This is a genomic window from Mesorhizobium sp. BH1-1-5 (assembly GCF_020165615.1).
Taxonomy (GTDB): Bacteria; Pseudomonadota; Alphaproteobacteria; order Rhizobiales; family Rhizobiaceae; genus Mesorhizobium.
In genome coordinates this window covers 208,477-232,188 of the sequence record NZ_JAIUIM010000007.1, presented here as the reverse complement: position 1 = coordinate 232,188, position 23,712 = coordinate 208,477, and the positions used below count along the sequence as shown (strand labels likewise).

The following is a 23,712-nucleotide window of genomic DNA, read 5'->3' as shown; positions in this document are numbered from 1 at the left end:
CGAGTTCAGAGCTAAGGAGCGACGATGGCCCAGACCCAGACTTTCAATGGCCGCAGACGCGTACGCAAGTTCTTCGGAAAGATCCCGGAAGTTGCGGAGATGCCGAACCTCATCGAGGTTCAGAAGGCATCTTATGACCAGTTCCTGATGGTGGACGAGCCCAAGGGCGGTCGTCCGGACGAAGGGCTGCAGGCCGTTTTCAAGTCGGTCTTCCCGATTTCCGACTTTTCCGGCTCCTCGATGCTGGAGTTCGTGAAGTATGAGTTCGAGGCACCGAAATTCGACGTTGACGAGTGCCGTCAGCGCGACCTGACCTATGCCGCGCCGCTGAAGGTGACGCTGCGCCTCATCGTGTTCGATATCGACGAGGATACCGGCGCGAAGTCGATCAAGGACATCAAGGAGCAGGACGTCTATATGGGCGACATGCCGCTCATGACGTCGAACGGCACCTTCATCGTCAACGGCACCGAGCGCGTCATCGTCTCGCAGATGCACCGCTCGCCGGGCGTCTTCTTCGACCATGACAAGGGCAAGTCGCACTCGTCGGGCAAGCTCCTGTTTGCCGCGCGCGTCATCCCCTATCGCGGTTCGTGGCTCGACATCGAGTTCGATTCCAAGGACGTAGTGCACGCCCGCATCGACCGTCGCCGCAAGATCCCGGTGACGTCGCTGTTGATGGCGCTCGGCATGGACGGCGAAGAGATCCTGTCGACATTCTACAACAAGATCACCTACAAGCGCTCCGGCGACCACTGGCGCATTCCGTTCAACGTCGAGCGCTTCCGCGGCCTGAAAGCCGTCGGCGACCTGGTTGATGCCGACACCGGCGAAATCGTCGTCGAGCAAGGCAAGAAGATCACCGCCCGCCAGGCCCGCCAGCTCGGCGAGAAGGGTCTCAAGGCCATCAAGGCGACCGACGAGGATCTGCTCGGCAACTATCTCGCCGAGGACATCGTCAACTACGCCACCGGCGAGATCTTCCTCGAGGCCGGCGACGAGATCGACGACAAGACACTGAAGGTGCTGCTCGGCACCGGCGAGAACGAGATCCAGATCCTCGACATCGACCACGTCAATGTCGGCGCCTATATCCGCAACACGCTCAACGTCGACAAGAACGAGAGCCGCCAGGACGCACTGTTCGACATCTACCGTGTCATGCGCCCGGGCGAGCCGCCGACGCTCGAGACCGCCGAAGCCATGTTCAACTCGCTGTTCTTCGACAGCGAGCGCTACGACCTGTCGGCCGTCGGCCGCGTCAAGATGAACATGCGCCTCGAGCTCAAGGCCGAGGACACTGTGCGCGTGCTGCGCAAGGAAGACATCCTGGCCGTGGTCAAGACGCTGGTCGAGCTGCGCGACGGCAAGGGCGAGATCGACGACATCGACAATCTCGGCAACCGCCGCGTGCGTTCGGTCGGCGAGCTCATGGAGAACCAGTACCGCGTCGGCCTGCTGCGCATGGAGCGCGCGATCAAGGAACGCATGTCCTCGATCGAGATCGACACGGTCATGCCGCAGGACCTGATCAACGCCAAGCCGGCGGCCGCCGCCGTGCGCGAGTTCTTCGGTTCCTCGCAGCTGTCGCAGTTCATGGATCAGACCAACCCGCTGTCGGAGATCACCCACAAGCGTCGTCTCTCGGCGCTTGGACCGGGCGGTCTGACCCGCGAGCGCGCCGGCTTCGAGGTGCGCGACGTGCACCCGACGCATTACGGCCGCATCTGCCCGATCGAGACGCCGGAAGGCCCGAATATCGGTCTGATCAACTCGCTGGCCACCTTCGCGCGCGTCAACAAGTACGGCTTCATCGAAAGCCCGTATCGCAAGATCGTGGGCGGCAAGCTGACCAACGAGGTCGTCTATCTGTCGGCGATGGAAGAGGCCAAGCACTATGTCGCGCAGGCCAACGCCGAGCTCGACAAGAATGGCGGCTTCGTCGACGAGTTCGTCATTTGCCGTAACGCCGGCGAAGTGATGATGGCGCCGCGCGAGAACGTCGACCTGATGGACGTCTCGCCCAAGCAGATGGTGTCCGTCGCGGCAGCGCTCATCCCGTTCCTCGAGAACGACGACGCCAACCGCGCTCTGATGGGCTCGAACATGCAGCGTCAGGCCGTGCCGCTGGTGCGCGCCGAGGCGCCGTTCGTCGGCACCGGCATGGAGCCGGTCGTCGCCCGTGACTCGGGCGCTGCCATCGGCGCCCGCCGCGGCGGCGTGGTCGACCAGGTCGACGCGACCCGTATCGTCATCCGTGCCACGGAAGATCTCGATCCCGGCAAGTCGGGCGTCGACATCTACCGGCTGATGAAGTTCCAGCGTTCGAACCAGAACACCTGCATCAACCAGCGTCCGCTGGTGCGCATGGGCGACCGCGTCAACAAGGGCGACATCATTGCCGACGGTCCGTCGACCGAGCTCGGCGATCTGGCGCTCGGCCGCAACGTGCTGGTCGCGTTCATGCCGTGGAACGGCTACAACTACGAGGACTCGATCCTGCTCTCCGAGCGCATCGTGGCCGACGACGTCTTCACCTCGATCCACATCGAGGAGTTCGAGGTCATGGCGCGCGACACCAAGCTCGGGCCGGAGGAAATCACGCGCGACATTCCGAACGTTTCGGAAGAGGCGCTGAAGAACCTTGACGAGGCCGGTATCGTCTATATCGGCGCGGAAGTGCAGCCGGGCGACATCCTGGTCGGTAAGATCACGCCGAAGGGCGAAAGCCCGATGACGCCGGAAGAGAAGCTTCTGCGCGCCATCTTCGGCGAAAAGGCCTCGGACGTCCGCGACACCTCCATGCGCATGCCTCCGGGCACCTTCGGCACGGTCGTCGAAGTGCGCGTCTTCAACCGCCACGGCGTGGAGAAGGACGAGCGCGCCATGGCGATCGAGCGCGAGGAGATCGAGCGTCTGGCCAAGGACCGCGACGACGAACAGGCGATCCTCGACCGCAACGTCTATGCGCGTCTTTCCGACATGCTGGTCTCCAAGGAGGCGATTGCCGGACCGAAGGGCTTCAAGAAGGGCTCGAAGCTGTCGAAGGACACGCTCGACGAGTATCCGCGTTCGCAGTGGTGGCAGTTCGCCGTCGAGAACGAGAAGCTCCAGGGCGAGCTCGAGGCTCTGCGCGGCCAGTACGACGAGTCCAAAAAGGCGCTCGAGCAGCGCTTCATGGACAAGGTCGAGAAGGTGCAGCGCGGCGACGAAATGCCTCCGGGCGTCATGAAGATGGTCAAGGTCTTCGTGGCGGTGAAGCGCAAGATGCAGCCGGGCGACAAGATGGCCGGCCGTCACGGCAACAAGGGTGTCGTGTCGCGCATCGTTCCGGTCGAGGACATGCCTTTCCTCGAGGACGGCACGCATGCCGATATCGTGCTCAACCCGCTGGGTGTGCCGAGCCGCATGAATGTCGGCCAGATCCTGGAAACGCATCTGGGCTGGGCTTGCGCCGGCATGGGCCGGAAGATCGGCGAGCTGATCGACGCGTATAAGGGCGGCGGCGACATCAAGCCGCTGCGCAAGACGCTGGAAAGCTTCATGCCGGCCAACGACCGCAACGAGCCGATCCGCGAGTATGACGACGAGAGCATCGTTCGCCTGAGCGAGCAGATGCGCCGCGGCGTCTCCATCGCGACACCGGTGTTCGACGGCGCGCACGAGGCCGACATCAATACCATGCTGGAGCAGGCGGGCCTGCACACCAGCGGTCAGTCGCAGCTCTATGACGGCCGCACCGGCGAGCCGTTCGATCGCAAGGTGACGATGGGCTATATCTACATGCTCAAGCTGCATCACCTGGTGGACGACAAGATCCACGCGCGTTCGATCGGTCCGTACTCGCTCGTCACCCAGCAGCCGCTGGGCGGCAAGGCGCAGTTCGGCGGCCAGCGCTTCGGCGAAATGGAGGTCTGGGCGCTCGAAGCCTACGGCGCCGCCTACACGCTGCAGGAAATGCTGACGGTGAAGTCGGATGACGTCGCCGGCCGCACCAAGGTCTACGAGGCGATCGTGCGCGGCGACGACACGTTCGAGGCGGGCATCCCGGAGAGCTTCAACGTTCTCGTCAAGGAAATGCGCTCGCTCGGCCTCAATGTCGAGCTGGAGAACACCCAGGTCGAAGAGACCCAGACGCGTCTGCCCGACGCAGCCGAGTAATGGCTATGGTGCGCGCCGCGCTCTAGGCGCGGCGCGCCCTTCAAACGTTTCGGCCGGTTCGACCGGCCATTCTGCGGACATTTCGTCCGCGATCGATGCAAGGGGTTATCGAGGACCCCGAAAAGGAGAACGGCATGAACCAAGAGGTCATGAATCTCTTCAACCCGCAGGCGCCTGCGCAGGTGTTCGATTCCATCCGGATCTCGCTTGCCAGCCCAGAGAAGATTCTGTCCTGGTCGTTCGGCGAGATCAAGAAGCCGGAGACCATCAACTACCGCACCTTCAAGCCGGAGCGTGACGGCCTGTTCTGCGCGCGCATTTTTGGCCCGATCAAGGACTATGAGTGCCTGTGCGGCAAGTACAAGCGCATGAAGTACAAGGGTGTCATCTGCGAAAAGTGCGGCGTCGAAGTCACGCTGTCGCGCGTTCGCCGCGAGCGCATGGGCCATATCGAGCTCGCCGCGCCCGTCGCCCATATCTGGTTCCTGAAGTCGCTGCCCTCGCGCATCGGCACGCTGCTCGACATGACGCTCAAGGACATCGAGCGCGTGCTCTACTTCGAGAACTACATCGTCACCGAGCCGGGCCTCACCGCGCTGAAGGAGAACCAGCTTCTCAGCGAGGAAGAGTACATGCTTGCCGTCGACGAATATGGCGAGGACAGCTTCACCGCCATGATCGGCGCCGAGGCCATCCATGACCTGCTTGCCGGCATGGATCTGGAGAAGATCGCCGGCGACCTGCGTTCGGAATTGGCTTCGACCACCTCCGAGCTGAAGCAGAAGAAGTATCTGAAGCGGCTCAAGGTCGTCGAAAACTTCATGGAATCCGGCAACCGTCCGGAGTGGATGATCATGAAGGTGGTTCCGGTGATCCCGCCGGACCTGCGTCCGCTGGTCCCGCTGGACGGCGGCCGCTTCGCCACGTCCGATCTCAACGATCTCTATCGCCGCGTCATCAACCGCAACAACCGCCTGAAGCGGCTGATCGAGTTGCGCGCACCCGGCATCATCGTGCGCAACGAAAAGCGCATGCTGCAGGAAGCCGTCGACGCGCTGTTCGACAACGGCCGTCGCGGCCGCGTCATCACCGGCGCCAACAAGCGTCCGCTGAAGTCGCTGTCCGACATGCTCAAGGGCAAGCAGGGCCGGTTCCGCCAGAACCTGCTCGGCAAGCGCGTCGACTATTCCGGCCGCTCGGTCATCGTGACCGGTCCGGAGCTGAAGCTGCACCAGTGCGGCCTGCCGAAGAAGATGGCGCTCGAGCTCTTCAAGCCCTTCATCTACGCCCGCCTCGACGCCAAGGGTTTCTCCTCGACCGTCAAGCAGGCGAAGAAGCTGGTCGAGAAGGAGCGTCCGGAGGTCTGGGATATCCTCGACGAGGTCATCCGCGAGCATCCGGTGCTGTTGAACCGCGCGCCGACGCTGCACCGCCTCGGCATCCAGGCGTTCGAGCCGATCCTGATCGAAGGCAAGGCGATCCAGCTGCATCCGCTGGTCTGCACCGCCTTCAACGCCGACTTCGACGGCGACCAGATGGCGGTCCACGTGCCGCTGTCGCTGGAAGCGCAGCTCGAAGCCCGCGTGCTGATGATGTCGACCAACAACATCCTGCACCCGGCCTCCGGCGCGCCGATCATCGTCCCATCGCAGGACATGGTTCTCGGTCTTTACTATCTCTCGATCGTCAACCAGAACGAGCCGGGCGAAGGCATGGTGTTTGCCGACATGGGCGAGCTCCAGCATGCGCTGGAGACCAAGGCCGTGACGCTGCACGCCAAGATCAAGGGCCGCTTCCGCACCGTCGACGCCGAAGGCAACGTCGTGTCGAAGATCTACGACACCACGCCTGGCCGCATGATCATCGGCGAGCTTCTGCCGAAGAACGTCAACGTGCCGTATGAGACCGCCAACCAGGAGATGACCAAGAAGAACATCTCCAAGATGATCGACACCGTCTACCGCCACTGCGGTCAGAAAGAGACGGTCATCTTCTGCGATCGCATCATGGCGCTCGGCTTCGCCCATGCCTGCCGTGCCGGCATTTCGTTCGGCAAGGACGACATGCTGATCCCGGACACCAAGATCAAGCTGGTGTCCGACACCGAGGCTTTGGCCAAGGAGTACGAGCAGCAGTACAATGACGGCCTCATCACCCAGGGCGAGAAGTACAACAAGGTCGTCGACGCCTGGGCCAAGTGCTCGGAAAAGGTCGCCGACGAGATGATGGCCCGCATCAAGGCGGTGGAGTTCGAGGACAACGGCCGTCAGAAGCCGATGAACTCGATCTACATGATGTCGCATTCGGGTGCGCGCGGTTCGCCCACCCAGATGCGTCAGCTTGCCGGCATGCGCGGCCTGATGGCGAAGCCCTCGGGTGAAATCATCGAGACGCCGATCATCTCGAACTTCAAGGAAGGTCTCACCGTGCTCGAGTATTTCAACTCGACCCACGGCGCCCGCAAGGGTCTGGCCGATACCGCCTTGAAGACGGCGAACTCGGGCTACCTCACCCGCCGTCTCGTCGACGTGGCGCAGGACTGCATCGTCAACTCCGTGGATTGCGGCACCGACAAGGGCCTCACCATGCAGCCGATCGTCGATGCCGGTCAGGTCGTCGCTTCGGTCGGTCAGCGCGTGCTGGGCCGTACCGCGCTCGACGACATCAACCATCCAGTGTCGGGCGACCTTCTGGTCAAGGCCGGCAAGCTGATGGACGAACGCGACGTGGAGCAGATCGAAAAGGCCGGCGTGCAGTCGGTCCGCATCCGCTCGGCGCTGACCTGCGAGGTCAGGATCGGCGTATGCGCCGTCTGCTACGGACGCGATCTGGCTCGCGGTACGCCCGTCAACCAGGGCGAGGCCGTCGGCGTCATCGCGGCGCAGTCGATCGGCGAGCCGGGCACCCAGCTCACCATGCGTACCTTCCACATGGGCGGCACGGCGCAGGTGGTGGACTCTTCGTTCCTTGAAGCCTCCTATGAGGGCAAGGTGCAGGTCCGCAACCGCAACGTGGTGCGCAACTCGGAAGGCCAGCAGATGGTCATGGGCCGCAACATGGCGGTGCTCATCCTCGATGAGACCGGCAAGGAGCGCGCCACGCACCGCGTCGCCTATGGTTCGCGTATCTTCGTGGACGATGGCGACAAGGTGAAGCGCGGCCAGCGTATCGCCGAGTGGGATCCCTATACCCGCCCGATCCTCACCGAAATCGAGGGCAGGGTGGCGTTCGAGGATCTTGTCGACGGCATCTCCGTTCAGGAGACGGCCGACGAGTCGACCGGCATCACCAAGCGTGAGGTCATCGACTGGCGTTCGACGCCGCGCGGCAGCGACCTGAAGCCCGCGATCGTCATCCAGGACGCCAAGGGCAAGGTCGGCAAGCTGTCGAAGGGCGGCGATGCCCGCTTCCTGCTCTCGGTCGAGGCCATCCTCTCGGTCGAGCCGGGCGCCCATGTGAAGCCTGGCGACGTGCTGGCGCGTATCCCGATGGAAAGCGCCAAGACCAAGGACATCACCGGTGGTCTGCCGCGTGTTGCGGAACTGTTCGAGGCTCGCCGTCCGAAGGATCACGCCATCATCGCCGAGATCGATGGCACGATCCGCTTCGGCCGCGACTACAAGAACAAGCGCCGCATCATCATCGAGCCGCATGACTCGACGCTCGAGCCGGTGGAGTACCTGATCCCGAAGGGCAAGCCGTTCCATCTCCAGGACGGCGACGTCATCGAGAAGGGCGACTACATCCTCGACGGCAATCCGGCGCCGCACGACATCCTGGCGATCAAGGGCGTGGAGGCGCTCGCCTCCTACCTCGTCAACGAAATCCAGGAGGTCTACCGTCTGCAGGGCGTGTCGATCAACGACAAGCACATCGAGGTGATCGTTCGCCAGATGCTGCAGAAGGTCGAGATCACCGTTCAGGGCGACTCGACCTACATCCCGGGCGACCATGTCGACGTGATCGAGCTGGAAGAGGTCAACGAGCGCTTGGTCGAGGACGGCAAGAAGCCGGCCGAAGGCCAGCCGGTGCTGCTCGGCATCACCAAGGCCTCGCTGCAGACGCCGTCCTTCATCTCGGCCGCCTCCTTCCAGGAGACGACCAGGGTGCTGACCGAAGCGGCGGTTGCCGGCAAGACCGACATGCTGCAGGGCCTGAAGGAAAACGTCATCGTCGGCCGTCTGATCCCGGCCGGCACCGGCGGCACGATGAGCCAAATCCGGCGCATCGCCACCTCACGCGACGAGCTCATCATCGACGAGCGTCGCAAGGCCTCGGGTGTCGAGGTCGCCGAGCCGATGCTGACCGACATGGTCAACGCCGCGCAGTAAGCGGCATGATATGAGAAACGAAGAGAAGGGGCCTACGCGGCCCCTTCTTGCATTTTGGCTTTATGAGCGAGGAAGAGCTATGAGCGGCAAGACCTGGACGGCTGTCGACGACTATATCGTCTCATCCCTTTTCGAAGCTGATCCCGTGCTGGATGCGGTGCTCAAGGCTAACCGCGACCAGGGGCTGCCGGCGATCGACGTGTCGGCCGCGCAGGGCAAGCTGCTGTCGCTGCTGGTTCGTATTCGCGGCGCGAAAACCGTGCTGGAGGTCGGCACGCTCGGCGGCTACTCGTCCATATGGATGGCAAGGGGGTTGCCGGCGGACGGCAAGGTGGTGACGCTGGAGCTCGATCCGCACCACGCCAAGGTCGCGCGCTCGAATTTCGTGCGGGCAGGGGTTTCCGATAAGATCGACCTGCGGGTCGGTCCCGCGCTGCAGACGCTCGCCGCGCTGGCGAACGAGAATGCCCATACGTTCGACCTGATCTTCATCGACGCCGACAAGCCGAACAATCCGAACTATCTGACCTGGGCCATGAAGCTGTCGCGCCCGGGCACCGTCATCGTCTGCGACAACGTCATTCGCGACGGCGCGGTCGTGAAAAAGAACAGCGGCGACGCCAATGTCGAAGGCGCTCGCGCCGCGTTCTCCTTCATCGGCGGCGAGAAGCGGCTGGACGGCACTGCCATCCAGACCGTCGGCGCCAAGGGCTATGATGGATTTGCCATCGCGATCGTCGAGTGAGGGTGCCTATTCGCCTCGACGCTTTACCGCTGGCCTCAGTCGAAGAACGCCTCGACCACGTCGCGCTTGCCCAGCATGAAGGCGTCGGCGACATGCTGCAGTGGAGCCAGGTCGACATCGGAAGCCCGGGCGCGAACGATCTCGGCGAAGCGCTTGTAAAGCATCGGATATTCGGCTTCCGGCTCCTCGTGGACGACTTTGCCGTCGAGGGCGAGCCTCGCGCCGCCGCCCGATAGCACCATCTTGCCCTTGTCGGTTTCAGCCAGGATGTCCCAGCTCTGAGGGCCCGTCTGCAACCAGTCGAGCTCCATCGTCACGGGCAAGCCGTTGGACGTGCGGAAGGTGACATGCGCCGCGACGGGCGCCGCGCGATTCTCCGGAAAGTCGAGCGCGGCCGAGGTGATGAACATCGGCGGCAGGATGTGGGTGGCGATCGACAGCGCGTTGATGCCTGGATCGAACACGCCGAAGCCGCCCGGTTCCCAGATCCATTCCTGGTTCGGGTGCCAGCGGCGCACGTCCTCCTTCCAGTTGATGGCGGCCGAGGTCAGCTTGGCTGAAGCGAGGAAATTGCGCGCGGCTTCCACCGCCGGCGCATAGCGCGAATGCCAGCTGGCAAAGAGCGAGACGCCGTTCTTGTCGGCCAGCCTCTTGAGGTGCTCGACTTCGCTGACCGTCGCACCCGGCGGCTTTTCGAGGAACACGTGCTTCTTTGCTTCCAGCGCGGCGCGCGCGGCGTCGTAGCGGAACTGCGGCGGCATGCAGAGCGAGACCGCCTCGAGGCCGGGTTCAGCCGTAAGCATTGCTTCGATGGTGGGGTAGTTCGCAATGCCGTCAACCTTGCCGTGGCGGCTCGCCGCGGCGACGAGCTGGTAATTGCCGTCCTTGGCGACCGCCGGCAGGTGCTGGTCGCGGACGATCTTTCCCACACCGACGATGCCGAGCTTGATGGGACTGCTGGTCATGGGGACTCCGGAAGAGAGGCTGTGATAGGTTGAGGGACAAGTCGAAATCCCGGCGTGCCGGGGCCGCGATATCAGATCGGCTCGTCGAAGGTGACGATCGACACCTCGCCTTCGAGCGCACCCTGATAGGCCGACAGATGCGGCTCGTCGTCGGGTTCGCCCTCCATGTCGCCGATCTGGTCGAGCTCGGCTTCCGCGAATCCCTCGGCGGCGAGTGATTCGAGCGCGCGGCGCACGGCAGAATCATCGTCGGGCGCTACCAGCATCACATGCACGCCTTCCGGCTTGCCGCCCTTCTTCTTCCAGACCCGCCCGGTGATGATGGTGACCGGCCGTTCTTCATTGTCGTTCACGGGCTGATTCCTCGTTTGCCGGGAGAAAGTCCGGCTCAAGCCGCCTTTTGGCACGAAGCAGACGTGGAAGACAGCCGCAAGCCGGTCACTTTCTTCCTCGCTCTTGAAAAAAGGCGCAATAAAATTACACGCGTTTTGCGCATGGCTGTCACGCCCCGAATTGACCGCAATATTTGCCGTTGCGGGGTTGACGGGGAATGGCCTTACGAGTAGAAGCCGCCACGTCAGAACCGATGTGAGACTTGCCCTTCCGAGGCGACGCGCTTTGGAGTTTGTCTCAAACAGGGTTCGTTTTACGAGCGAAAAGACATTTCCGGCGCGCATGAAGCGGCTTCCGCTTCCTCTGCAATTTGTTCGGGCAGGACCGCGAGGCGCGGTGTGTTGCCCGAATTCGCGTATGGAAATGACGCTTTGAGCGGCCCTGACAGGGCAGACACGGAATTGAGAGACAAGAGGGTTTAATGCCTACCGTCAACCAGCTGATCCGCAAGCCGCGCCTGGCGCCGGTGAAGCGCAACAAGGTCCCGGCCATGCAGCAGAACCCGCAGAAGCGGGGCGTCTGCACGCGCGTCTACACCACGACGCCGAAGAAGCCGAACTCGGCGCTGCGCAAGGTGGCCAAGATTCGCCTGACCAACGGTTTTGAGGTGATCGGCTACATCCCCGGCGAAGGCCACAACCTTCAGGAACACTCGGTGGTCATGATCCGCGGCGGTCGCGTCAAGGATCTGCCGGGCGTCCGCTACCACATCATCCGCGGCGTGCTCGACACGCAGGGTGTGAAGAACCGCAAGCAGCGTCGTTCGAAATACGGCGCCAAGCGTCCGAAGTAAGGGTTTCCCATGTCCCGTCGTCACAGTGCAGAAAAGCGTGAGATCAATCCGGACCCCAAGTTCGGCGATCTTATTGTCACCAAGTTCATGAACGCCGTCATGTATGACGGCAAGAAGTCGGTTGCCGAGACCATCGTCTATGGCGCTCTGGATCAAGTCCAGGCCAAGACCAAGCAGGAGCCGGTCACCGTCTTCCACCAGGCGCTCGACAATGTCGCGCCGCATGTGGAAGTGCGCTCGCGTCGCGTCGGTGGCGCCACCTACCAGGTTCCGGTCGATGTGCGCCCCGAGCGCCGTCAGGCGCTGGCCATCCGCTGGCTGATCGCCGCGGCTCGCAACCGCAACGAGACCACCATGGTCGACCGCCTTTCGGGCGAGCTGATGGACGCGGCCAACAACCGCGGCACGGCCGTCAAGAAGCGTGAAGACACTCACAAGATGGCAGAAGCCAACCGCGCCTTCGCGCACTACCGCTGGTAAAGCGCGAACGAGACTGAGAGGCACCTCCCATGGCCCGCGAATACAAGATCGAAGACTACCGCAATTTCGGTATCATGGCGCATATCGACGCCGGCAAGACGACGACGACCGAGCGCGTCCTGTATTACACGGGCAAGTCGCACAAGATCGGCGAAGTCCATGACGGCGCTGCCACCATGGACTGGATGGAGCAGGAGCAGGAACGCGGCATCACCATCACATCGGCCGCGACCACGACCTTCTGGAAGGGTCGCGATGGCAAGATGCGCCGCTTCAACATCATCGACACTCCCGGACACGTCGACTTCACCATCGAAGTCGAGCGTTCGCTGCGCGTGCTCGACGGCGCCATCGCGCTGCTCGACGCCAACGCCGGCGTGGAGCCGCAGACCGAGACCGTGTGGCGCCAGGCCGACAAGTACCACGTGCCGCGCATGATCTTCTGCAACAAGATGGACAAGATCGGCGCCGACTTCTACCGCTCCGAGGAAATGATCGCTTCGCGCCTCGGTGCGCAGGCAGTCGTCATGCAGCTGCCGATCGGCGCCGAGACCGAGTTCAAGGGCGTCGTCGACCTCGTCGAGATGAACGCGCTCGTCTGGCGCGACGAGACCCTGGGCGCTGCCTGGGATGTCGTCGAGATCCCGGCCGACCTCAAGGAAAAGGCCGAGCAGTACCGCGAGAAGATGATCGAAGCCGCCGTCGAGATGGACGAGACCGCGCTCGAGAATTACCTCGAAGGCAAGATGCCGTCGAACGACGAGATCCGCGCGCTGATCCGCAAGGGCACCATCGCGGTCAAGTTCTACCCGATGTTCTGTGGCTCGGCCTTCAAGAACAAGGGCGTGCAGCCGCTGCTCGACGCCGTGGTCGAATACCTGCCGTCGCCGATCGACGTGCCGGCCATCAAGGGTGTCGACGCCAAGACCGACGCCGAGATCGAGCGTCATGCCGATGACAACGAGCCGCTGTCGATGCTGGCGTTCAAGATCATGAACGACCCGTTCGTCGGTTCGCTGACCTTTGCCCGCATCTATTCGGGCAAGCTCGCCAAGGGCGTGTCGGTCGACAATACCGTGAAGGGCAAGAAGGAGCGCATCGGCCGCATGCTGCAGATGCATGCGAATTCGCGCGCCGACGTCGAGGAAGCTTACGCCGGCGACATCGTCGCCCTGGCGGGCCTCAAGGATACGACCACCGGCGACACGCTCTGCGATCCGCTGCATCCAGTCATCCTCGAGCGCATGGAATTCCCCGATCCGGTCATCCAGATCGCCATCGAGCCGAAGACCAAGAACGACCAGGAAAAGATGGGCCTCGCGCTGCATCGCCTGGCGGCCGAGGATCCGTCCTTCCGCGTCAAGACCGACGAGGAAAGCGGCCAGACCATCATCGCCGGCATGGGCGAGCTGCATCTCGACATCATCGTCGACCGCATGCGCCGCGAGTTCAAGGTCGAAGCCAATGTCGGCGCGCCGCAGGTGGCTTACCGCGAGACGATCACCCGCACCCACGAGCAGGATTACACGCACAAGAAGCAGACCGGCGGTACCGGCCAGTTCGCTCGCGTCAAGATCATCTTCGAGCCGAACACCGAGAGCGAAGAGTTCGTGTTCGAGTCCAAGATCGTCGGCGGTGCGGTTCCGAAGGAATACATCCCGGGCGTCGAGAAGGGCATCAACAGCGTCATGGGTTCCGGCCCGTTCGCCGGCTTCCCGATGATCGGCGTCAAGGCGACGCTGATCGACGGTGCCTTCCACGACGTCGACTCCTCGGTGCTGGCGTTCGAAATCGCCTCCCGCGCCTGCTTCAAGGAAGCCGCTCCGCGCCTCGGCGTGCAGCTGCTGGAGCCGATCATGAAGGTCGAGGTTGTGACGCCGGAAGACTATGTCGGCGGCGTCATCGGCGACCTCAACGGCCGTCGTGGTCAGATCCAGGGCCAGGAAGCACGCGGCGTTGCCGTCGTCATCAACGCGATGGTCCCGCTCGCGAACATGTTCAAGTACGTCGACAATCTGCGTTCGATGTCGCAGGGCCGCGCCCAGTACACGATGCAGTTCGACCACTACGAGCCGGTTCCGACCGCGGTCGCCCAGGAAGTTCAGAAGAAATACGCGTAACTCGAGCGGGTTGCACGAGACCTTAATTCAAGGCCCGCACGGGCAGGCAGGAATGGAGAGATCACATGGCAAAAGGTAAATTCGAGCGCACCAAGCCGCATGTGAACATTGGCACGATCGGTCACGTCGATCATGGCAAGACGTCGCTGACGGCGGCGATCACGAAGTATTTTGGCGAATACAAGCGCTATGACCAGATCGACGCGGCGCCCGAAGAGAAGGCGCGCGGCATCACGATCTCGACGGCGCATGTCGAGTATGAGACGGCCAACCGTCACTATGCTCACGTCGACTGCCCCGGCCACGCCGACTATGTGAAGAACATGATCACCGGTGCGGCGCAGATGGACGGCGCGATCCTGGTTGTTTCGGCCGCCGACGGCCCGATGCCGCAGACCCGCGAGCACATCCTGCTTGCCCGCCAGGTCGGCGTGCCTTCGATCGTGGTGTTCCTGAACAAGGTCGACCAGGTCGACGACGCCGAGCTGCTCGAGCTGGTCGAGCTCGAGGTTCGCGAGCTTCTGTCGAAGAACGAGTTCCCCGGCGACGACATTCCGATCGTCAAGGGCTCGGCGCTGGCTGCGTTGGAAGATTCCAACAAGACCATCGGCGAGGACGCCATCCGCGAGCTGATGGCTCAGGTCGACGCCTACATCCCGACGCCGGTGCGTCCGCTCGACAAGCCGTTCCTGATGCCGATCGAGGACGTGTTCTCGATCTCGGGCCGCGGCACGGTCGTGACCGGCCGCGTCGAGCGCGGCATCGTCAAGGTTGGCGAGGAGTTGGAAATCGTCGGCATCCGTCCGACCACCAAGACGACCTGCACGGGCGTCGAGATGTTCCGCAAGCTGCTCGACCAGGGTCAGGCCGGCGACAACATCGGCGCGCTGCTGCGCGGCGTCGACCGTGAGGGTGTGGAGCGCGGCCAGGTTTTGGCCAAGCCGGGCACGGTGAAGCCGCACAAGAAGTTCGTGGCCGAAGCCTACATCCTGACCAAGGACGAAGGCGGCCGTCACACGCCGTTCTTCACCAACTACCGTCCGCAGTTCTACTTCCGCACGACGGACGTGACGGGCATCGTGACGCTGCCGGCCGGCACCGAGATGGTGATGCCCGGCGACAACATCACCGTCGACGTCGAGCTGATCGTGCCGATCGCGATGGAAGAGAAGCTGCGCTTCGCCATCCGTGAAGGCGGCCGCACCGTCGGTGCCGGCATCGTCGTCACCATCAAAGAATAATTGGACTGAAACCGATCTGTCGCGGGCGCGGTAGTTGCCCGCGCCGCGCCAGAACAAGGAATTGACGCATGAACGGACAGAATATCCGCATCCGCCTTAAAGCGTTTGACCACCGGGTGCTCGACGCCTCGACGCGCGAAATCGTGTCGACCGCCAAGCGCACCGGCGCCAACGTCCGCGGCCCCATCCCGCTGCCGACGCGGATCGAAAAATTCACGGTCAACCGGTCGCCCCACGTCGACAAGAAGAGCCGCGAGCAGTTCGAGATGCGCACGCACAAGCGTCTGCTCGACATCGTCGATCCGACCCCGCAGACGGTCGATGCTTTGATGAAGCTCGATCTGGCCGCCGGTGTCGACGTCGAGATCAAGCTCTAGGGAACAAGAGGGCGGGGCGACCCGGAACTCTGAAGGAACAAGAGGCGTGGAGGGGCGATAGCCCCGACAGGGAACTCTAAAGGAATTGAACCGATGCGTTCAGGTGTGATTGCAAAGAAGGTGGGAATGACCCGCATCTACAACGATGCCGGGGAACACGTTCCCGTCACCGTTCTCCAGATGGAGAACTGCCAGGTCGTGGCCCAGCGCACGCAGGAGAAGAACGGCTACACCGCCGTCCAGCTCGGCGTTGGCCTTGCCAAGGTGAAGAACACGTCGAAGGCGATGCGCGGCCATTTCGCCGCCGCTTCCGTCGAGCCCAAGGCCAAGGTCGCGGAGTTCCGCGTCTCCGCCGACAACATGATCGACGTCGGCGCCGAGCTGACCGTCGAGCATTTCGTCGCCGGCCAGAAGGTCGACGTCACCGGCACCTCGACCGGCAAGGGTTTCCAGGGCGTGATCAAGCGGCACCACATGGGTGGCGGCCGTGCGACCCACGGTAACTCGGTCTCGCACCGCACGCACGGCTCGACCGGCCAGCGCCAGGACCCCGGCAAGGTGTTCAAGGGCAAGAAGATGGCCGGCCACATGGGCGACACCCGCGTGACCACGCAGAACGTCGAGGTCGTCTCGACCGATGCCGATCGCGGCCTGATCCTGATCCGCGGCGCGGTTCCCGGCGTCAAGGGCGCCTGGATCCTGGTTCGCGACGCCGCCAAGGTTGCGCTGCCGGCCAATGCGCCGAAGCCTGCCGCGATCCGCGCCGCTGCCGCCAAGAACGAAGCCCCGGCCACTGAGGGAGCCGAATAATGGATCTCAAGATCACAACGCTGGGCGGCAAGGATGCCGGCAAGGTGAAACTCTCCGAGGAGATTTTCGGCCTTGATCCGCGCGAGGACATCCTGCAGCGCGTCGTGCGCTGGCAGCTCGCCAAGAAGCAGCAGGGCACGCACAAGGCCAAGGGCCGCGCCGAGATCGCGCGCACCGGCGCCAAGATGTACAAGCAGAAGGGTACGGGCCGCGCCCGTCACCACTCGGCTCGCGCTCCGCAGTTCCGCGGCGGTGGCAAGGCCCACGGCCCGGTCGTTCGCAGCCATGAGCACGAACTGCCGAAGAAGGTCCGCGCCCTCGGCTTGAAGCATGCTCTGTCGGCCAAGGCCAAGAGCGCTTCCATCATCGTCATCGACGAGCTGAAGCTCGCCGAGGCCAAGACCAAGACGCTGGCGGCGAACCTCGAGACGCTGGGGCTGACCAACGCCCTGGTGATCGGCGGCGCCGAGCTCGACCAGAACTTCAAGCTGGCGGCGACCAACATCCCGAACATCGACGTGCTGCCCATCCAGGGCATCAACGTCTACGACATTCTGCGCCGCGGCACGCTGGTCCTTTCCAAGGCCGCCGTCGAGGCTCTCGAGGAGCGCTTCAAATGACCGACCTTCGTCATTACGACGTGATCGTCTCGCCGGCGATCACCGAAAAGTCGACCATGGCTTCCGAGCAGAACCAGGTCGTCTTCAACGTCGCCAAGAAGGCGTCGAAGCCGGAAATCAAGGCAGCCGTGGAAGCTCTCTTCGGCGTCAAGGTGACGGCTGTGAACACGCTCGTCCGCAAGGGCAAGATCAAGCGCTTCCGCGGCACCGTTGGCCGCCAGGGCGACGTCAAGAAGGCGGTTGTGACGCTGGCCGACGGCCAGTCGATCGACGTCGCGACGGGTCTCTGAGCAAGGCCGCGAGGACAGGACAATGGCACTTAAGAAATTCAACCCGGTAACGCCGAGCACCCGTCAGCTGGTCATCGTCGACCGCTCGGGCCTCTACAAGGGCAAGCCCGTCAAGGGCCTGACCGAAGGCCTGACCAAGTCGGGCGGCCGCAACAATTACGGCCGCATCACGGCCCGCTTCATCGGCGGCGGTCACAAGCGTTCGTACCGCATCATCGACTTCAAGCGTAAGAAGTACGACGTCGTCGGCACGGTCGAGCGTATCGAATACGATCCGAACCGCACCGCTTTCATCGCGCTGATCAAGTACGACGACGGCGAGCTGTCCTACATCCTGGCCCCGCAGCGCCTTGCTGCCGGCGACAAGATCGTGGCCGGCGAAGCGGTCGACGTGAAGCCGGGCAACGCGATGCCGCTGGCCTCGATGCCGGTCGGAACGATCGTCCACAACATCGAGCTGAAGCCGGGCAAGGGTGGCCAGGTCGCCCGTTCGGCTGGCGGTTACGCCCAGCTCGTCGGCCGCGATCAGGGCATGGCGATCCTGCGCCTCAACTCGGGTGAGCAGCGCGTCGTGCACGGTTCCTGCATGGCCACCGTGGGTGCCGTGTCAAATCCCGACCACGGCAACATCAACGACGGCAAGGCCGGTCGTACCGTATGGCGCGGCAAGCGTCCGCACAATCGCGGCGTGACCATGAATCCGGTCGACCATCCGCATGGCGGCGGCGAAGGCCGCACCTCGGGTGGCCGTCATCCGGTTTCGCCCTGGGGCAAGCCGACCAAGGGCAAGAAGACGCGGTCCAACAAGGCGACCGACAAGTTCATCCTGCGCTCGCGTCATCAGCGCAAGAGCTAAGAAGAGGTAACGCCAAGTGACTCGTTCGATTTGGAAAGGCCCCTTCATCGACGGCTACCTTCTCAAGAAGGTGGACAAGGTTCGTGAAGGTGGTCGCAATGAGGTGATCAAGATGTGGAGCCGTCGCTCCACCATCCTGCCGCAGTTCGTCGGCCTCACCTTCGGTGTCTACAACGGCCAGAAGCACGTCCCGGTCTCGGTGAACGAGGACATGGTCGGCCACAAGTTCGGTGAATTCGCTCCGACCCGGACCTACTACGGTCATGGCGCGGATAAGAAGGCGAAGAGGAAATAATCATGGGCAAGGCCAAAGCTCCGCGCAGGCTTGCTGATAACGAGGCGCGTGCCGTTCTGCGCACGATCCGTATCAGCCCGCAGAAGCTGAACCTGGTTGCCGCGCTGATCCGCGGCAAGAAGGTCGCGACAGCGCTTTCCGACCTCGAATTCTCGGCCAAGCGGATTTCCGGCACGGTCAAGAAGACGCTGGAATCGGCGATCGCCAACGCGGAAAACAATCACGACCTCGACGTCGATGCGCTGGTCGTGGCGGAAGCCTATGTCGGCAAGTCGATCGTCATGAAGCGTTTCCACGCTCGTGGCCGCGGTCGCGCCAGCCGTATCGAAAAGCCGTTCTCGCACCTCACGATCGTCGTTCGTGAAGTCGAGGAAAAAGGGGAGGCCGCATAATGGGCCAGAAAGTCAATCCGATCGGGCTGCGTCTCGGCATCAACCGTACCTGGGATTCGCGCTGGTTCGCGAACACCGGCGAGTACGGCCAGCTGCTGCATGAAGACCTCAAGATCCGCAAGTACCTCGAGAAGGAGCTCAAGCAGGCCGCGATCTCCAAGGTCGTGATCGAGCGTCCGCACAAGAAGTGCCGCGTCACCATCCATGCAGCGCGTCCGGGCCTGATCATCGGCAAGAAGGGCGCCGACATCGAGAAGCTGCGCAAGAAGCTGACCGAGATGACGAAGTCCGAAACGCACCTCAACATCGTTGAAGTGCGCAAGCCGGAAATCGACGCCACGCTGATCGCCCAGTCGATCGCCCAGCAGCTCGAGCGCCGCATCGCGTTCCGCCGCGCCATGAAGCGCGCCGTCCAGTCGGCCATGCGTCTCGGCGCCGAAGGCATCCGCATCAACTGCTCCGGCCGTCTCGGCGGCGCCGAAATCGCGCGCATGGAGTGGTATCGCGAAGGCCGCGTGCCGCTGCATACGCTGCGCGCCGATGTCGACTACGGCACGGCCGAGGCGAACACGGCCTACGGCATCTGCGGCGTCAAGGTGTGGGTGTTCAAGGGCGAGATCCTCGAGCACGACCCGATGGCCTCCGAGCGTCGCGCCACCGAAGGTGATGCCGCGCATGGCGGCGGCGGTGGTGAGCGCGAACGCGGCCGTCGTCGCGAGAACGCCTGAGACATTTGAGAATTTGGAGTTAGAACGATGCTGCAGCCAAAGCGCACAAAGTTCCGTAAGCAGTTCAAGGGCCGTATCCACGGTACCGCCAAGGGCGGCACCAATCTGGATTTCGGCGGTTTCGGACTGAAGGCGCTTGAGCCGAACCGCGTCACCGCGCGTGAGATCGAGGCGGCCCGCCGCGCGATCACCCGCGAGATGAAGCGCGCCGGCCGCGTCTGGATCCGGGTGTTCCCGGACCTGCCGGTCACCTCGAAGCCGACCGAAGTCCGCATGGGTAAGGGCAAGGGCGCCGTCGACTATTGGGCGGCGCGCGTCAAGCCCGGCCGCATCATGTTCGAGATCGATGGCGTCAGCGAGGAGACCGCGCGTGAAGCGCTGCGTCTCGGCGCCGCCAAGCTCTCGGTCAAGACGCGCTTCGTGCAGCGCATCGCAGAATAAGGACAGGCGATCATGAAAGCCGAAGACATCCGGACCAAGACCCAGGATCAGCTGACCGACGACCTGGCAGCCCTCAAGAAGGAGCAGTTCAACCTGCGCTTCCAGAAGGCCACCGGCCAGCTCGAAAAGACCGCGCGCGTGAAGCAGGTCCGCAAGGACATCGCGCGCATCAAGACCATCGCCGCGGAAAAAGCCGCGGCCAAGAAGGCTTAAGGACGAGAACCATGCCAAAGCGCATCCTGCAGGGCACCGTCGTCAGCGACAAGAACGAGAAGACGGTCGTGGTCAAGGTCGAGCGTCGCTTCACCCATCCGGTGATGAAGAAGACCGTGCGTATGACCAAGAAGTACAAGGCGCACGACGAGAACAACGCCCACAAGGTCGGCGACCAGGTGTTCATCCAGGAATCGAAGCCGATTTCGAAGGATAAGCGCTGGGTTGTCGTCTCTTCGGATCAGGGTTGATCCGGGCGAACGAACCGAATTTTGGACAGACCGGGGAGGGGTGAAAGCACCCGTCCCGATAGAAGAGAAGAAGGCGGCCAGTCATGATTCAGATGCAAACAAACCTCGACGTCGCGGACAATTCCGGCGCCCGTCGTGTCATGTGCATCAAGGTGCTGGGCGGCTCGAAGCGGAAGTATGCCTCCGTCGGCGACATCATCGTGGTGTCGATCAAGGAAGCCATTCCGCGCGGCCGCGTTAAGAAGGGCGATGTGATGAAGGCGGTCGTGGTTCGCACGGCCAAGGACATCCGCCGCCCGGACGGCAGCGTGATCCGTTTCGACAAGAACGCGGCCGTTCTCGTCGACAATAAGAAAGAGCCGATCGGCACCCGTATCTTCGGACCGGTTCCGCGCGAGCTGCGCGCCAAGAACCACATGAAGATCATCTCGCTCGCGCCTGAAGTGCTGTAAGGAGCCGGACCAATGCAAAAGATCAAAAAAGGCGACAAGGTCGTCGTGCTTGCCGGCAAGGACAAGGGCCGTTCGGGCGAAGTCCTGTCGGTGCAGCCGAAGGAAGACACCGCGGTCGTCCGCGGCGTGAACCTCATTCGCCGTCACCAGAAGCAGACCCAGTCCCAAGAGGGCGGGATCATCACCAAGGAAGCGCCGATCCACCTGTCGAATATCGCGCTGGCCGACCCCAAGGACGGCAAGCCGACCCGCGTCGGCTTCACCGTCCAGAAGGACGGCAAGAAGGTGCGCGTCGCCAAGCGTTCGGGAGAAGTCATCAATGGCTAAGTCTGAAACCAAGCAGGCAACTGCCAAGAACGAGCCGCGCCTCAAGAAGGTCTACAACGAGACTATCCGCAAGGCGATGCAGGAGCAGTTCGGCTACGACAACGACATGCAGGTTCCGCGCATCGACAAGATCGTGCTGAACATGGGTGTCGGCGAAGCGACCGGCGATTCCAAGAAGCCTGCGGTCGCGGCCGAAGATCTCGCGATGATCGCCGGCCAGAAGGCCGTCGTCACCCGTGCCCGCAACTCGATTGCCGGCTTCAAGGTGCGCGAGAATATGCCGATCGGCGCTAAGGTCACGCTGCGCAAGGAACGCATGTACGAGTTCCTCGACCGCCTCGTGAACATCGCGCTGCCGCGCGTTCGCGACTTCCGCGGACTGAACCCGAAGAGCTTTGACGGCCGTGGCAACTACGCCATGGGCATCAAGGAACACATCGTGTTCCCGGAGATCAACTACGACAAGGTTGATCAGGTCTGGGGCATGGACGTCATCGTTTGTACGACGGCGAAGACGGACGACGAGGCCAGAGCACTGCTCAAGGCCTTCAACTTCCCCTTCCGCCAGTAACGGCAGCGAAAAAGGAACAATCTGAAATGGCAAAGACCAGCTCAGTCGAGAAGAACAACCGGCGCCGCAAGCTCGCCGACCAGTACGCCGCCAAGCGCACGGCGCTCAAGGCCATCATCATGGATCAGTCCAAGCCGATGGAAGAGCGTTTCCGCGCCCAGTTGAAGCTGTCGGCGCTGCCGCGCAACTCGGCCAAGATCCGCATCCGTAACCGCTGCGAAGTCACGGGCCGTCCGCGCGCCTATTATCGCAAGCTGAAGCTTTCGCGTATCGCGCTTCGCGATCTGGGCAATACCGGCCAGATCCCGGGCCTGGTCAAGTCGAGCTGGTAAGGAGACACTGAGATGTCATTGAGCGATCCTCTCGGCGATATGCTGACCCGCATCCGCAACGCCTATGGCCGCAAGAAGTCGAGCGTCTCGACTCCGGCTTCGCGTCTGCGCGCCCGCGTCCTCGAAGTGCTGAAGTCGGAAGGCTATATCCGCGACTACAGCCAGACCGATTTCGAAAACGGCAAGTCGGAAATCGAGATCGAGCTGAAGTATTTCGACGGCGCTCCGGTCGTGCGCGAAATCGAGCGCGTCTCGAAGCCCGGCCGCCGCGTCTATGTCTCGGCCAAGTCGATCCCGCAGGTCGCCAACGGCCTCGGCATCGCCATCCTTTCGACGCCGAAGGGCGTCATGGCCGACCATGAAGCGCGCGAGCAGAATGTCGGCGGCGAGATCCTCTGCCAGATCTTCTGATCCGGCATGAGATTGAATGAATGGGCTTCGGTTCTCGGGATCGCGCCCGGGAACTGGAACTTGAAACCAAAGAAGTGACGAGGACAACAAAATGTCTCGTATCGGAAAGAAACCCGTTTCGCTGCCGCAGGGCGTGACCGCGACCGTCAACGGCCAGACCGTGACGGCGAAGGGCCCCAAGGGCGAGCTGAAGTTCGTGGTGAACGACGAAGTGCTGGTCAAGATGGAAGGCAGCGAGATCGCTGTCGAGCCGCGCGACCAGACCAAGGCGGCACGCTCCAAGTGGGGTATGTCGCGCACGCAGATCGTCAACATCCTGCAGGGCGTGAAGGACGGCTTCGAAAAGAAGCTCGAGATCACCGGCGTCGGCTATCGTGCGGCGTTGCAGGGCAAGAACCTGCAGCTCGCGCTGGGCTTCAGCCACGACGTGGTCTATGAGACGCCTCAGGGCATCACGATCACGGTGCCGAAGCCGACCGAAATCACGGTCTCGGGCATCGACAAGCAGCAGGTCGGCCAGGTCGCCGCCGAGATCCGCGAATATCGCGGTCCGGAGCCGTACAAGGGCAAGGGCGTGCGCTATGCCGACGAGCGCATCGTGCGCAAGGAAGGCAAGAAGAAGTAAGATTTACACAGCCGCGGGGAGCGGCCGCGGGAGGCCTGGCCTACCGCACAGGGTTGCCCCCGTTTTCCGAAGGCAAGGAACTGACATTATGGCAAGCCCCAAAGAGACCATCCAGCGCCGCGCGCAGCGCGTCCGCCGCCAGTTGAAGAAGGTCGCCGGCACGCGGCCGCGGCTTTCGGTGCACCGCACCTCGAAGAACATCTACGTCCAGGTCATCGACGATGCCAACGGCCACACGCTGGCCGCTGCTTCGACGCTCGAGAAGGACCTCAAGGGTTCGCTCAAGACCGGCGCCGACACCGCGGCCGCCGCTGCGGTCGGCAAGCTGATCGCCGAGCGCGCTTCGAAGGCCGGCGTCAAGGAAGTCGTCTTCGACCGCGGCCCGTACATCTACCACGGCCGCGTCAAGGCGCTGGCCGAAGCTGCCCGCGAAGGCGGCCTCAGCTTCTAATTTCGCCGCTGATGACCCAAAGCGGCATCGGCAAACAGCAA

27 protein-coding genes are annotated in these 23,712 nt (G+C 63.0%); 25 read left to right on the top strand and 2 right to left on the bottom strand.

Features of this window, described 5'->3' with window-relative positions:
- Positions 1-24 precede the first annotated feature (24 nt).
- The 3 genes from rpoB (at position 25) to LB572_RS12160 (ending at position 9,237) form a co-directional block, all read left to right on the top strand.
- Positions 25-4,161: a DNA-directed RNA polymerase subunit beta gene (gene rpoB / locus LB572_RS12170; protein WP_224667864.1), complete on the top strand. Its 4,137-nt coding sequence runs from the start codon at positions 25-27 to the stop codon at positions 4,159-4,161.
- Between the two features lie 134 nt (positions 4,162-4,295).
- Positions 4,296-8,492, top strand: a complete 4,197-nt coding sequence (gene rpoC / locus LB572_RS12165) for a DNA-directed RNA polymerase subunit beta' (protein WP_224667863.1) — start codon at positions 4,296-4,298, stop codon at positions 8,490-8,492.
- 79 nt (positions 8,493-8,571) lie between these two features.
- Positions 8,572-9,237 (top strand): O-methyltransferase, encoded by a 666-nt coding sequence (locus LB572_RS12160; protein WP_140807972.1) that lies wholly within the window; start codon positions 8,572-8,574, stop codon positions 9,235-9,237.
- A 35-nt stretch (positions 9,238-9,272) separates the two neighbouring features.
- Here LB572_RS12160 and LB572_RS12155 read toward each other — a convergent pair whose 3' ends face one another.
- Together LB572_RS12155 and LB572_RS12150 are read right to left on the bottom strand one after the other, a co-directional pair.
- Positions 9,273-10,202 carry a Gfo/Idh/MocA family protein gene (locus tag LB572_RS12155; protein WP_224667862.1) on the bottom strand — a complete coding sequence of 310 codons (930 nt, stop codon included), beginning with the start codon at positions 10,200-10,202 and terminating at the stop codon, positions 9,273-9,275.
- 71 nt (positions 10,203-10,273) lie between these two features.
- Positions 10,274-10,555: a transcriptional regulator gene (locus LB572_RS12150; RefSeq protein ID WP_140807976.1), complete on the bottom strand. Its 282-nt coding sequence runs from the start codon at positions 10,553-10,555 to the stop codon at positions 10,274-10,276.
- Positions 10,556-11,016: 461 nt separating this feature from the next.
- Here LB572_RS12150 and rpsL point away from each other — a divergent pair, with 461 nt between their 5' ends.
- The 22 genes from rpsL (at position 11,017) to rplR (ending at position 23,671) form a co-directional block, all read left to right on the top strand.
- The gene (gene rpsL / locus LB572_RS12145) at positions 11,017-11,388 is read left to right on the top strand and encodes a 30S ribosomal protein S12 (RefSeq protein ID WP_006202128.1); all 372 of its coding nucleotides are present in this window, start codon (positions 11,017-11,019) and stop codon (positions 11,386-11,388) included.
- Between the two features lie 9 nt (positions 11,389-11,397).
- On the top strand, positions 11,398-11,868 hold the full coding sequence (gene rpsG, locus LB572_RS12140; RefSeq protein WP_027170372.1) for a 30S ribosomal protein S7: 471 nt from the start codon (positions 11,398-11,400) through the stop codon (positions 11,866-11,868).
- A gap of 29 nt (positions 11,869-11,897) precedes the next feature.
- On the top strand, positions 11,898-13,988 hold the full coding sequence (gene fusA / locus LB572_RS12135; RefSeq protein ID WP_224667861.1) for an elongation factor G: 2,091 nt from the start codon (positions 11,898-11,900) through the stop codon (positions 13,986-13,988).
- Positions 13,989-14,053: 65 nt separating this feature from the next.
- A complete protein-coding gene (gene tuf, locus LB572_RS12130; RefSeq protein ID WP_140646975.1) occupies positions 14,054-15,229 on the top strand; it encodes an elongation factor Tu in 1,176 nt (391 codons plus the stop codon).
- Positions 15,230-15,297: 68 nt separating this feature from the next.
- Entirely contained in the window at positions 15,298-15,606 is a 309-nt protein-coding gene (gene rpsJ / locus LB572_RS12125; protein WP_006205468.1) for a 30S ribosomal protein S10, read from the top strand.
- A 93-nt stretch (positions 15,607-15,699) separates the two neighbouring features.
- A complete protein-coding gene (rplC, locus tag LB572_RS12120; protein WP_095765515.1) occupies positions 15,700-16,416 on the top strand; it encodes a 50S ribosomal protein L3 in 717 nt (238 codons plus the stop codon).
- Positions 16,416-17,036, top strand: coding sequence for a 50S ribosomal protein L4 (gene rplD / locus LB572_RS12115; RefSeq protein ID WP_112099609.1), 621 nt, complete (start codon positions 16,416-16,418; stop codon positions 17,034-17,036). The genes rplC and rplD overlap by 1 nt, the downstream gene beginning before the upstream one ends.
- The gene (locus LB572_RS12110; RefSeq protein WP_040983033.1) at positions 17,033-17,326 is read left to right on the top strand and encodes a 50S ribosomal protein L23; all 294 of its coding nucleotides are present in this window, start codon (positions 17,033-17,035) and stop codon (positions 17,324-17,326) included. The genes rplD and LB572_RS12110 overlap by 4 nt, the downstream gene beginning before the upstream one ends.
- A gap of 22 nt (positions 17,327-17,348) precedes the next feature.
- Positions 17,349-18,182, top strand: a complete 834-nt coding sequence (gene rplB, locus LB572_RS12105) for a 50S ribosomal protein L2 (RefSeq protein ID WP_095818138.1) — start codon at positions 17,349-17,351, stop codon at positions 18,180-18,182.
- Positions 18,183-18,198: 16 nt separating this feature from the next.
- Positions 18,199-18,477 carry a 30S ribosomal protein S19 gene (gene rpsS / locus LB572_RS12100; RefSeq protein WP_015317982.1) on the top strand — a complete coding sequence of 93 codons (279 nt, stop codon included), beginning with the start codon at positions 18,199-18,201 and terminating at the stop codon, positions 18,475-18,477.
- A 2-nt stretch (positions 18,478-18,479) separates the two neighbouring features.
- On the top strand, positions 18,480-18,869 hold the full coding sequence (gene rplV, locus LB572_RS12095; RefSeq protein WP_010909277.1) for a 50S ribosomal protein L22: 390 nt from the start codon (positions 18,480-18,482) through the stop codon (positions 18,867-18,869).
- On the top strand, positions 18,869-19,597 hold the full coding sequence (gene rpsC, locus LB572_RS12090) for a 30S ribosomal protein S3 (RefSeq protein ID WP_095818137.1): 729 nt from the start codon (positions 18,869-18,871) through the stop codon (positions 19,595-19,597). Before rplV ends, rpsC begins: the two co-directional genes overlap by 1 nt.
- A 27-nt stretch (positions 19,598-19,624) precedes the next feature.
- Positions 19,625-20,038, top strand: coding sequence for a 50S ribosomal protein L16 (gene rplP / locus LB572_RS12085; protein ID WP_027170364.1), 414 nt, complete (start codon positions 19,625-19,627; stop codon positions 20,036-20,038).
- Positions 20,039-20,050: 12 nt separating this feature from the next.
- Entirely contained in the window at positions 20,051-20,251 is a 201-nt protein-coding gene (gene rpmC, locus LB572_RS12080; RefSeq protein ID WP_040983026.1) for a 50S ribosomal protein L29, read from the top strand.
- Positions 20,252-20,262: 11 nt separating this feature from the next.
- A complete protein-coding gene (gene rpsQ, locus LB572_RS12075; RefSeq protein ID WP_140802992.1) occupies positions 20,263-20,502 on the top strand; it encodes a 30S ribosomal protein S17 in 240 nt (79 codons plus the stop codon).
- Positions 20,503-20,585: 83 nt separating this feature from the next.
- On the top strand, positions 20,586-20,954 hold the full coding sequence (rplN, locus tag LB572_RS12070; protein ID WP_006205457.1) for a 50S ribosomal protein L14: 369 nt from the start codon (positions 20,586-20,588) through the stop codon (positions 20,952-20,954).
- 12 nt (positions 20,955-20,966) lie between these two features.
- Positions 20,967-21,281 carry a 50S ribosomal protein L24 gene (rplX, locus tag LB572_RS12065; RefSeq protein WP_140802994.1) on the top strand — a complete coding sequence of 105 codons (315 nt, stop codon included), beginning with the start codon at positions 20,967-20,969 and terminating at the stop codon, positions 21,279-21,281.
- A complete protein-coding gene (rplE, locus tag LB572_RS12060; RefSeq protein ID WP_140802995.1) occupies positions 21,274-21,852 on the top strand; it encodes a 50S ribosomal protein L5 in 579 nt (192 codons plus the stop codon). Before rplX ends, rplE begins: the two co-directional genes overlap by 8 nt.
- A gap of 26 nt (positions 21,853-21,878) precedes the next feature.
- Positions 21,879-22,184 (top strand): 30S ribosomal protein S14, encoded by a 306-nt coding sequence (gene rpsN, locus LB572_RS12055; RefSeq protein WP_042642199.1) that lies wholly within the window; start codon positions 21,879-21,881, stop codon positions 22,182-22,184.
- 12 nt (positions 22,185-22,196) lie between these two features.
- Complete coding sequence (rpsH, locus tag LB572_RS12050) at positions 22,197-22,595, top strand: 30S ribosomal protein S8 (protein WP_042642201.1); 399 nt, start codon at positions 22,197-22,199, stop codon at positions 22,593-22,595.
- Between the two features lie 91 nt (positions 22,596-22,686).
- The gene (rplF, locus tag LB572_RS12045; RefSeq protein ID WP_140802996.1) at positions 22,687-23,220 is read left to right on the top strand and encodes a 50S ribosomal protein L6; all 534 of its coding nucleotides are present in this window, start codon (positions 22,687-22,689) and stop codon (positions 23,218-23,220) included.
- Between the two features lie 88 nt (positions 23,221-23,308).
- Positions 23,309-23,671: a 50S ribosomal protein L18 gene (gene rplR, locus LB572_RS12040; RefSeq protein WP_140802997.1), complete on the top strand. Its 363-nt coding sequence runs from the start codon at positions 23,309-23,311 to the stop codon at positions 23,669-23,671.
- Positions 23,672-23,712: the final 41 nt, after the last annotated feature.

Coding starts and splice junctions, on each gene's coding strand:
- rpsH (WP_042642201.1), top strand. CDS start 22,197: ATGTCATTGAGCGATCCTCTCGGCGATATGCTGACCCGCATCCGCAAC.
- fusA (WP_224667861.1), top strand. CDS start 11,898: ATGGCCCGCGAATACAAGATCGAAGACTACCGCAATTTCGGTATCATG.
- rpoB (WP_224667864.1), top strand. CDS start 25: ATGGCCCAGACCCAGACTTTCAATGGCCGCAGACGCGTACGCAAGTTC.
- rplB (WP_095818138.1), top strand. CDS start 17,349: ATGGCACTTAAGAAATTCAACCCGGTAACGCCGAGCACCCGTCAGCTG.
- rpsQ (WP_140802992.1), top strand. CDS start 20,263: ATGCCAAAGCGCATCCTGCAGGGCACCGTCGTCAGCGACAAGAACGAG.
- rplR (WP_140802997.1), top strand. CDS start 23,309: ATGGCAAGCCCCAAAGAGACCATCCAGCGCCGCGCGCAGCGCGTCCGC.
- tuf (WP_140646975.1), top strand. CDS start 14,054: ATGGCAAAAGGTAAATTCGAGCGCACCAAGCCGCATGTGAACATTGGC.
- LB572_RS12155 (WP_224667862.1), bottom strand. CDS start 10,202: ATGACCAGCAGTCCCATCAAGCTCGGCATCGTCGGTGTGGGAAAGATC.
- rplN (WP_006205457.1), top strand. CDS start 20,586: ATGATTCAGATGCAAACAAACCTCGACGTCGCGGACAATTCCGGCGCC.
- rplD (WP_112099609.1), top strand. CDS start 16,416: ATGGATCTCAAGATCACAACGCTGGGCGGCAAGGATGCCGGCAAGGTG.
- rplV (WP_010909277.1), top strand. CDS start 18,480: ATGGGCAAGGCCAAAGCTCCGCGCAGGCTTGCTGATAACGAGGCGCGT.
- rpsJ (WP_006205468.1), top strand. CDS start 15,298: ATGAACGGACAGAATATCCGCATCCGCCTTAAAGCGTTTGACCACCGG.
- rplC (WP_095765515.1), top strand. CDS start 15,700: ATGCGTTCAGGTGTGATTGCAAAGAAGGTGGGAATGACCCGCATCTAC.
- rpoC (WP_224667863.1), top strand. CDS start 4,296: ATGAACCAAGAGGTCATGAATCTCTTCAACCCGCAGGCGCCTGCGCAG.
- rpmC (WP_040983026.1), top strand. CDS start 20,051: ATGAAAGCCGAAGACATCCGGACCAAGACCCAGGATCAGCTGACCGAC.
- rpsL (WP_006202128.1), top strand. CDS start 11,017: ATGCCTACCGTCAACCAGCTGATCCGCAAGCCGCGCCTGGCGCCGGTG.
- rplF (WP_140802996.1), top strand. CDS start 22,687: ATGTCTCGTATCGGAAAGAAACCCGTTTCGCTGCCGCAGGGCGTGACC.
- rplP (WP_027170364.1), top strand. CDS start 19,625: ATGCTGCAGCCAAAGCGCACAAAGTTCCGTAAGCAGTTCAAGGGCCGT.
- rpsC (WP_095818137.1), top strand. CDS start 18,869: ATGGGCCAGAAAGTCAATCCGATCGGGCTGCGTCTCGGCATCAACCGT.
- LB572_RS12110 (WP_040983033.1), top strand. CDS start 17,033: ATGACCGACCTTCGTCATTACGACGTGATCGTCTCGCCGGCGATCACC.
- rplE (WP_140802995.1), top strand. CDS start 21,274: ATGGCTAAGTCTGAAACCAAGCAGGCAACTGCCAAGAACGAGCCGCGC.
- LB572_RS12160 (WP_140807972.1), top strand. CDS start 8,572: ATGAGCGGCAAGACCTGGACGGCTGTCGACGACTATATCGTCTCATCC.
- rpsN (WP_042642199.1), top strand. CDS start 21,879: ATGGCAAAGACCAGCTCAGTCGAGAAGAACAACCGGCGCCGCAAGCTC.
- rpsG (WP_027170372.1), top strand. CDS start 11,398: ATGTCCCGTCGTCACAGTGCAGAAAAGCGTGAGATCAATCCGGACCCC.
- rplX (WP_140802994.1), top strand. CDS start 20,967: ATGCAAAAGATCAAAAAAGGCGACAAGGTCGTCGTGCTTGCCGGCAAG.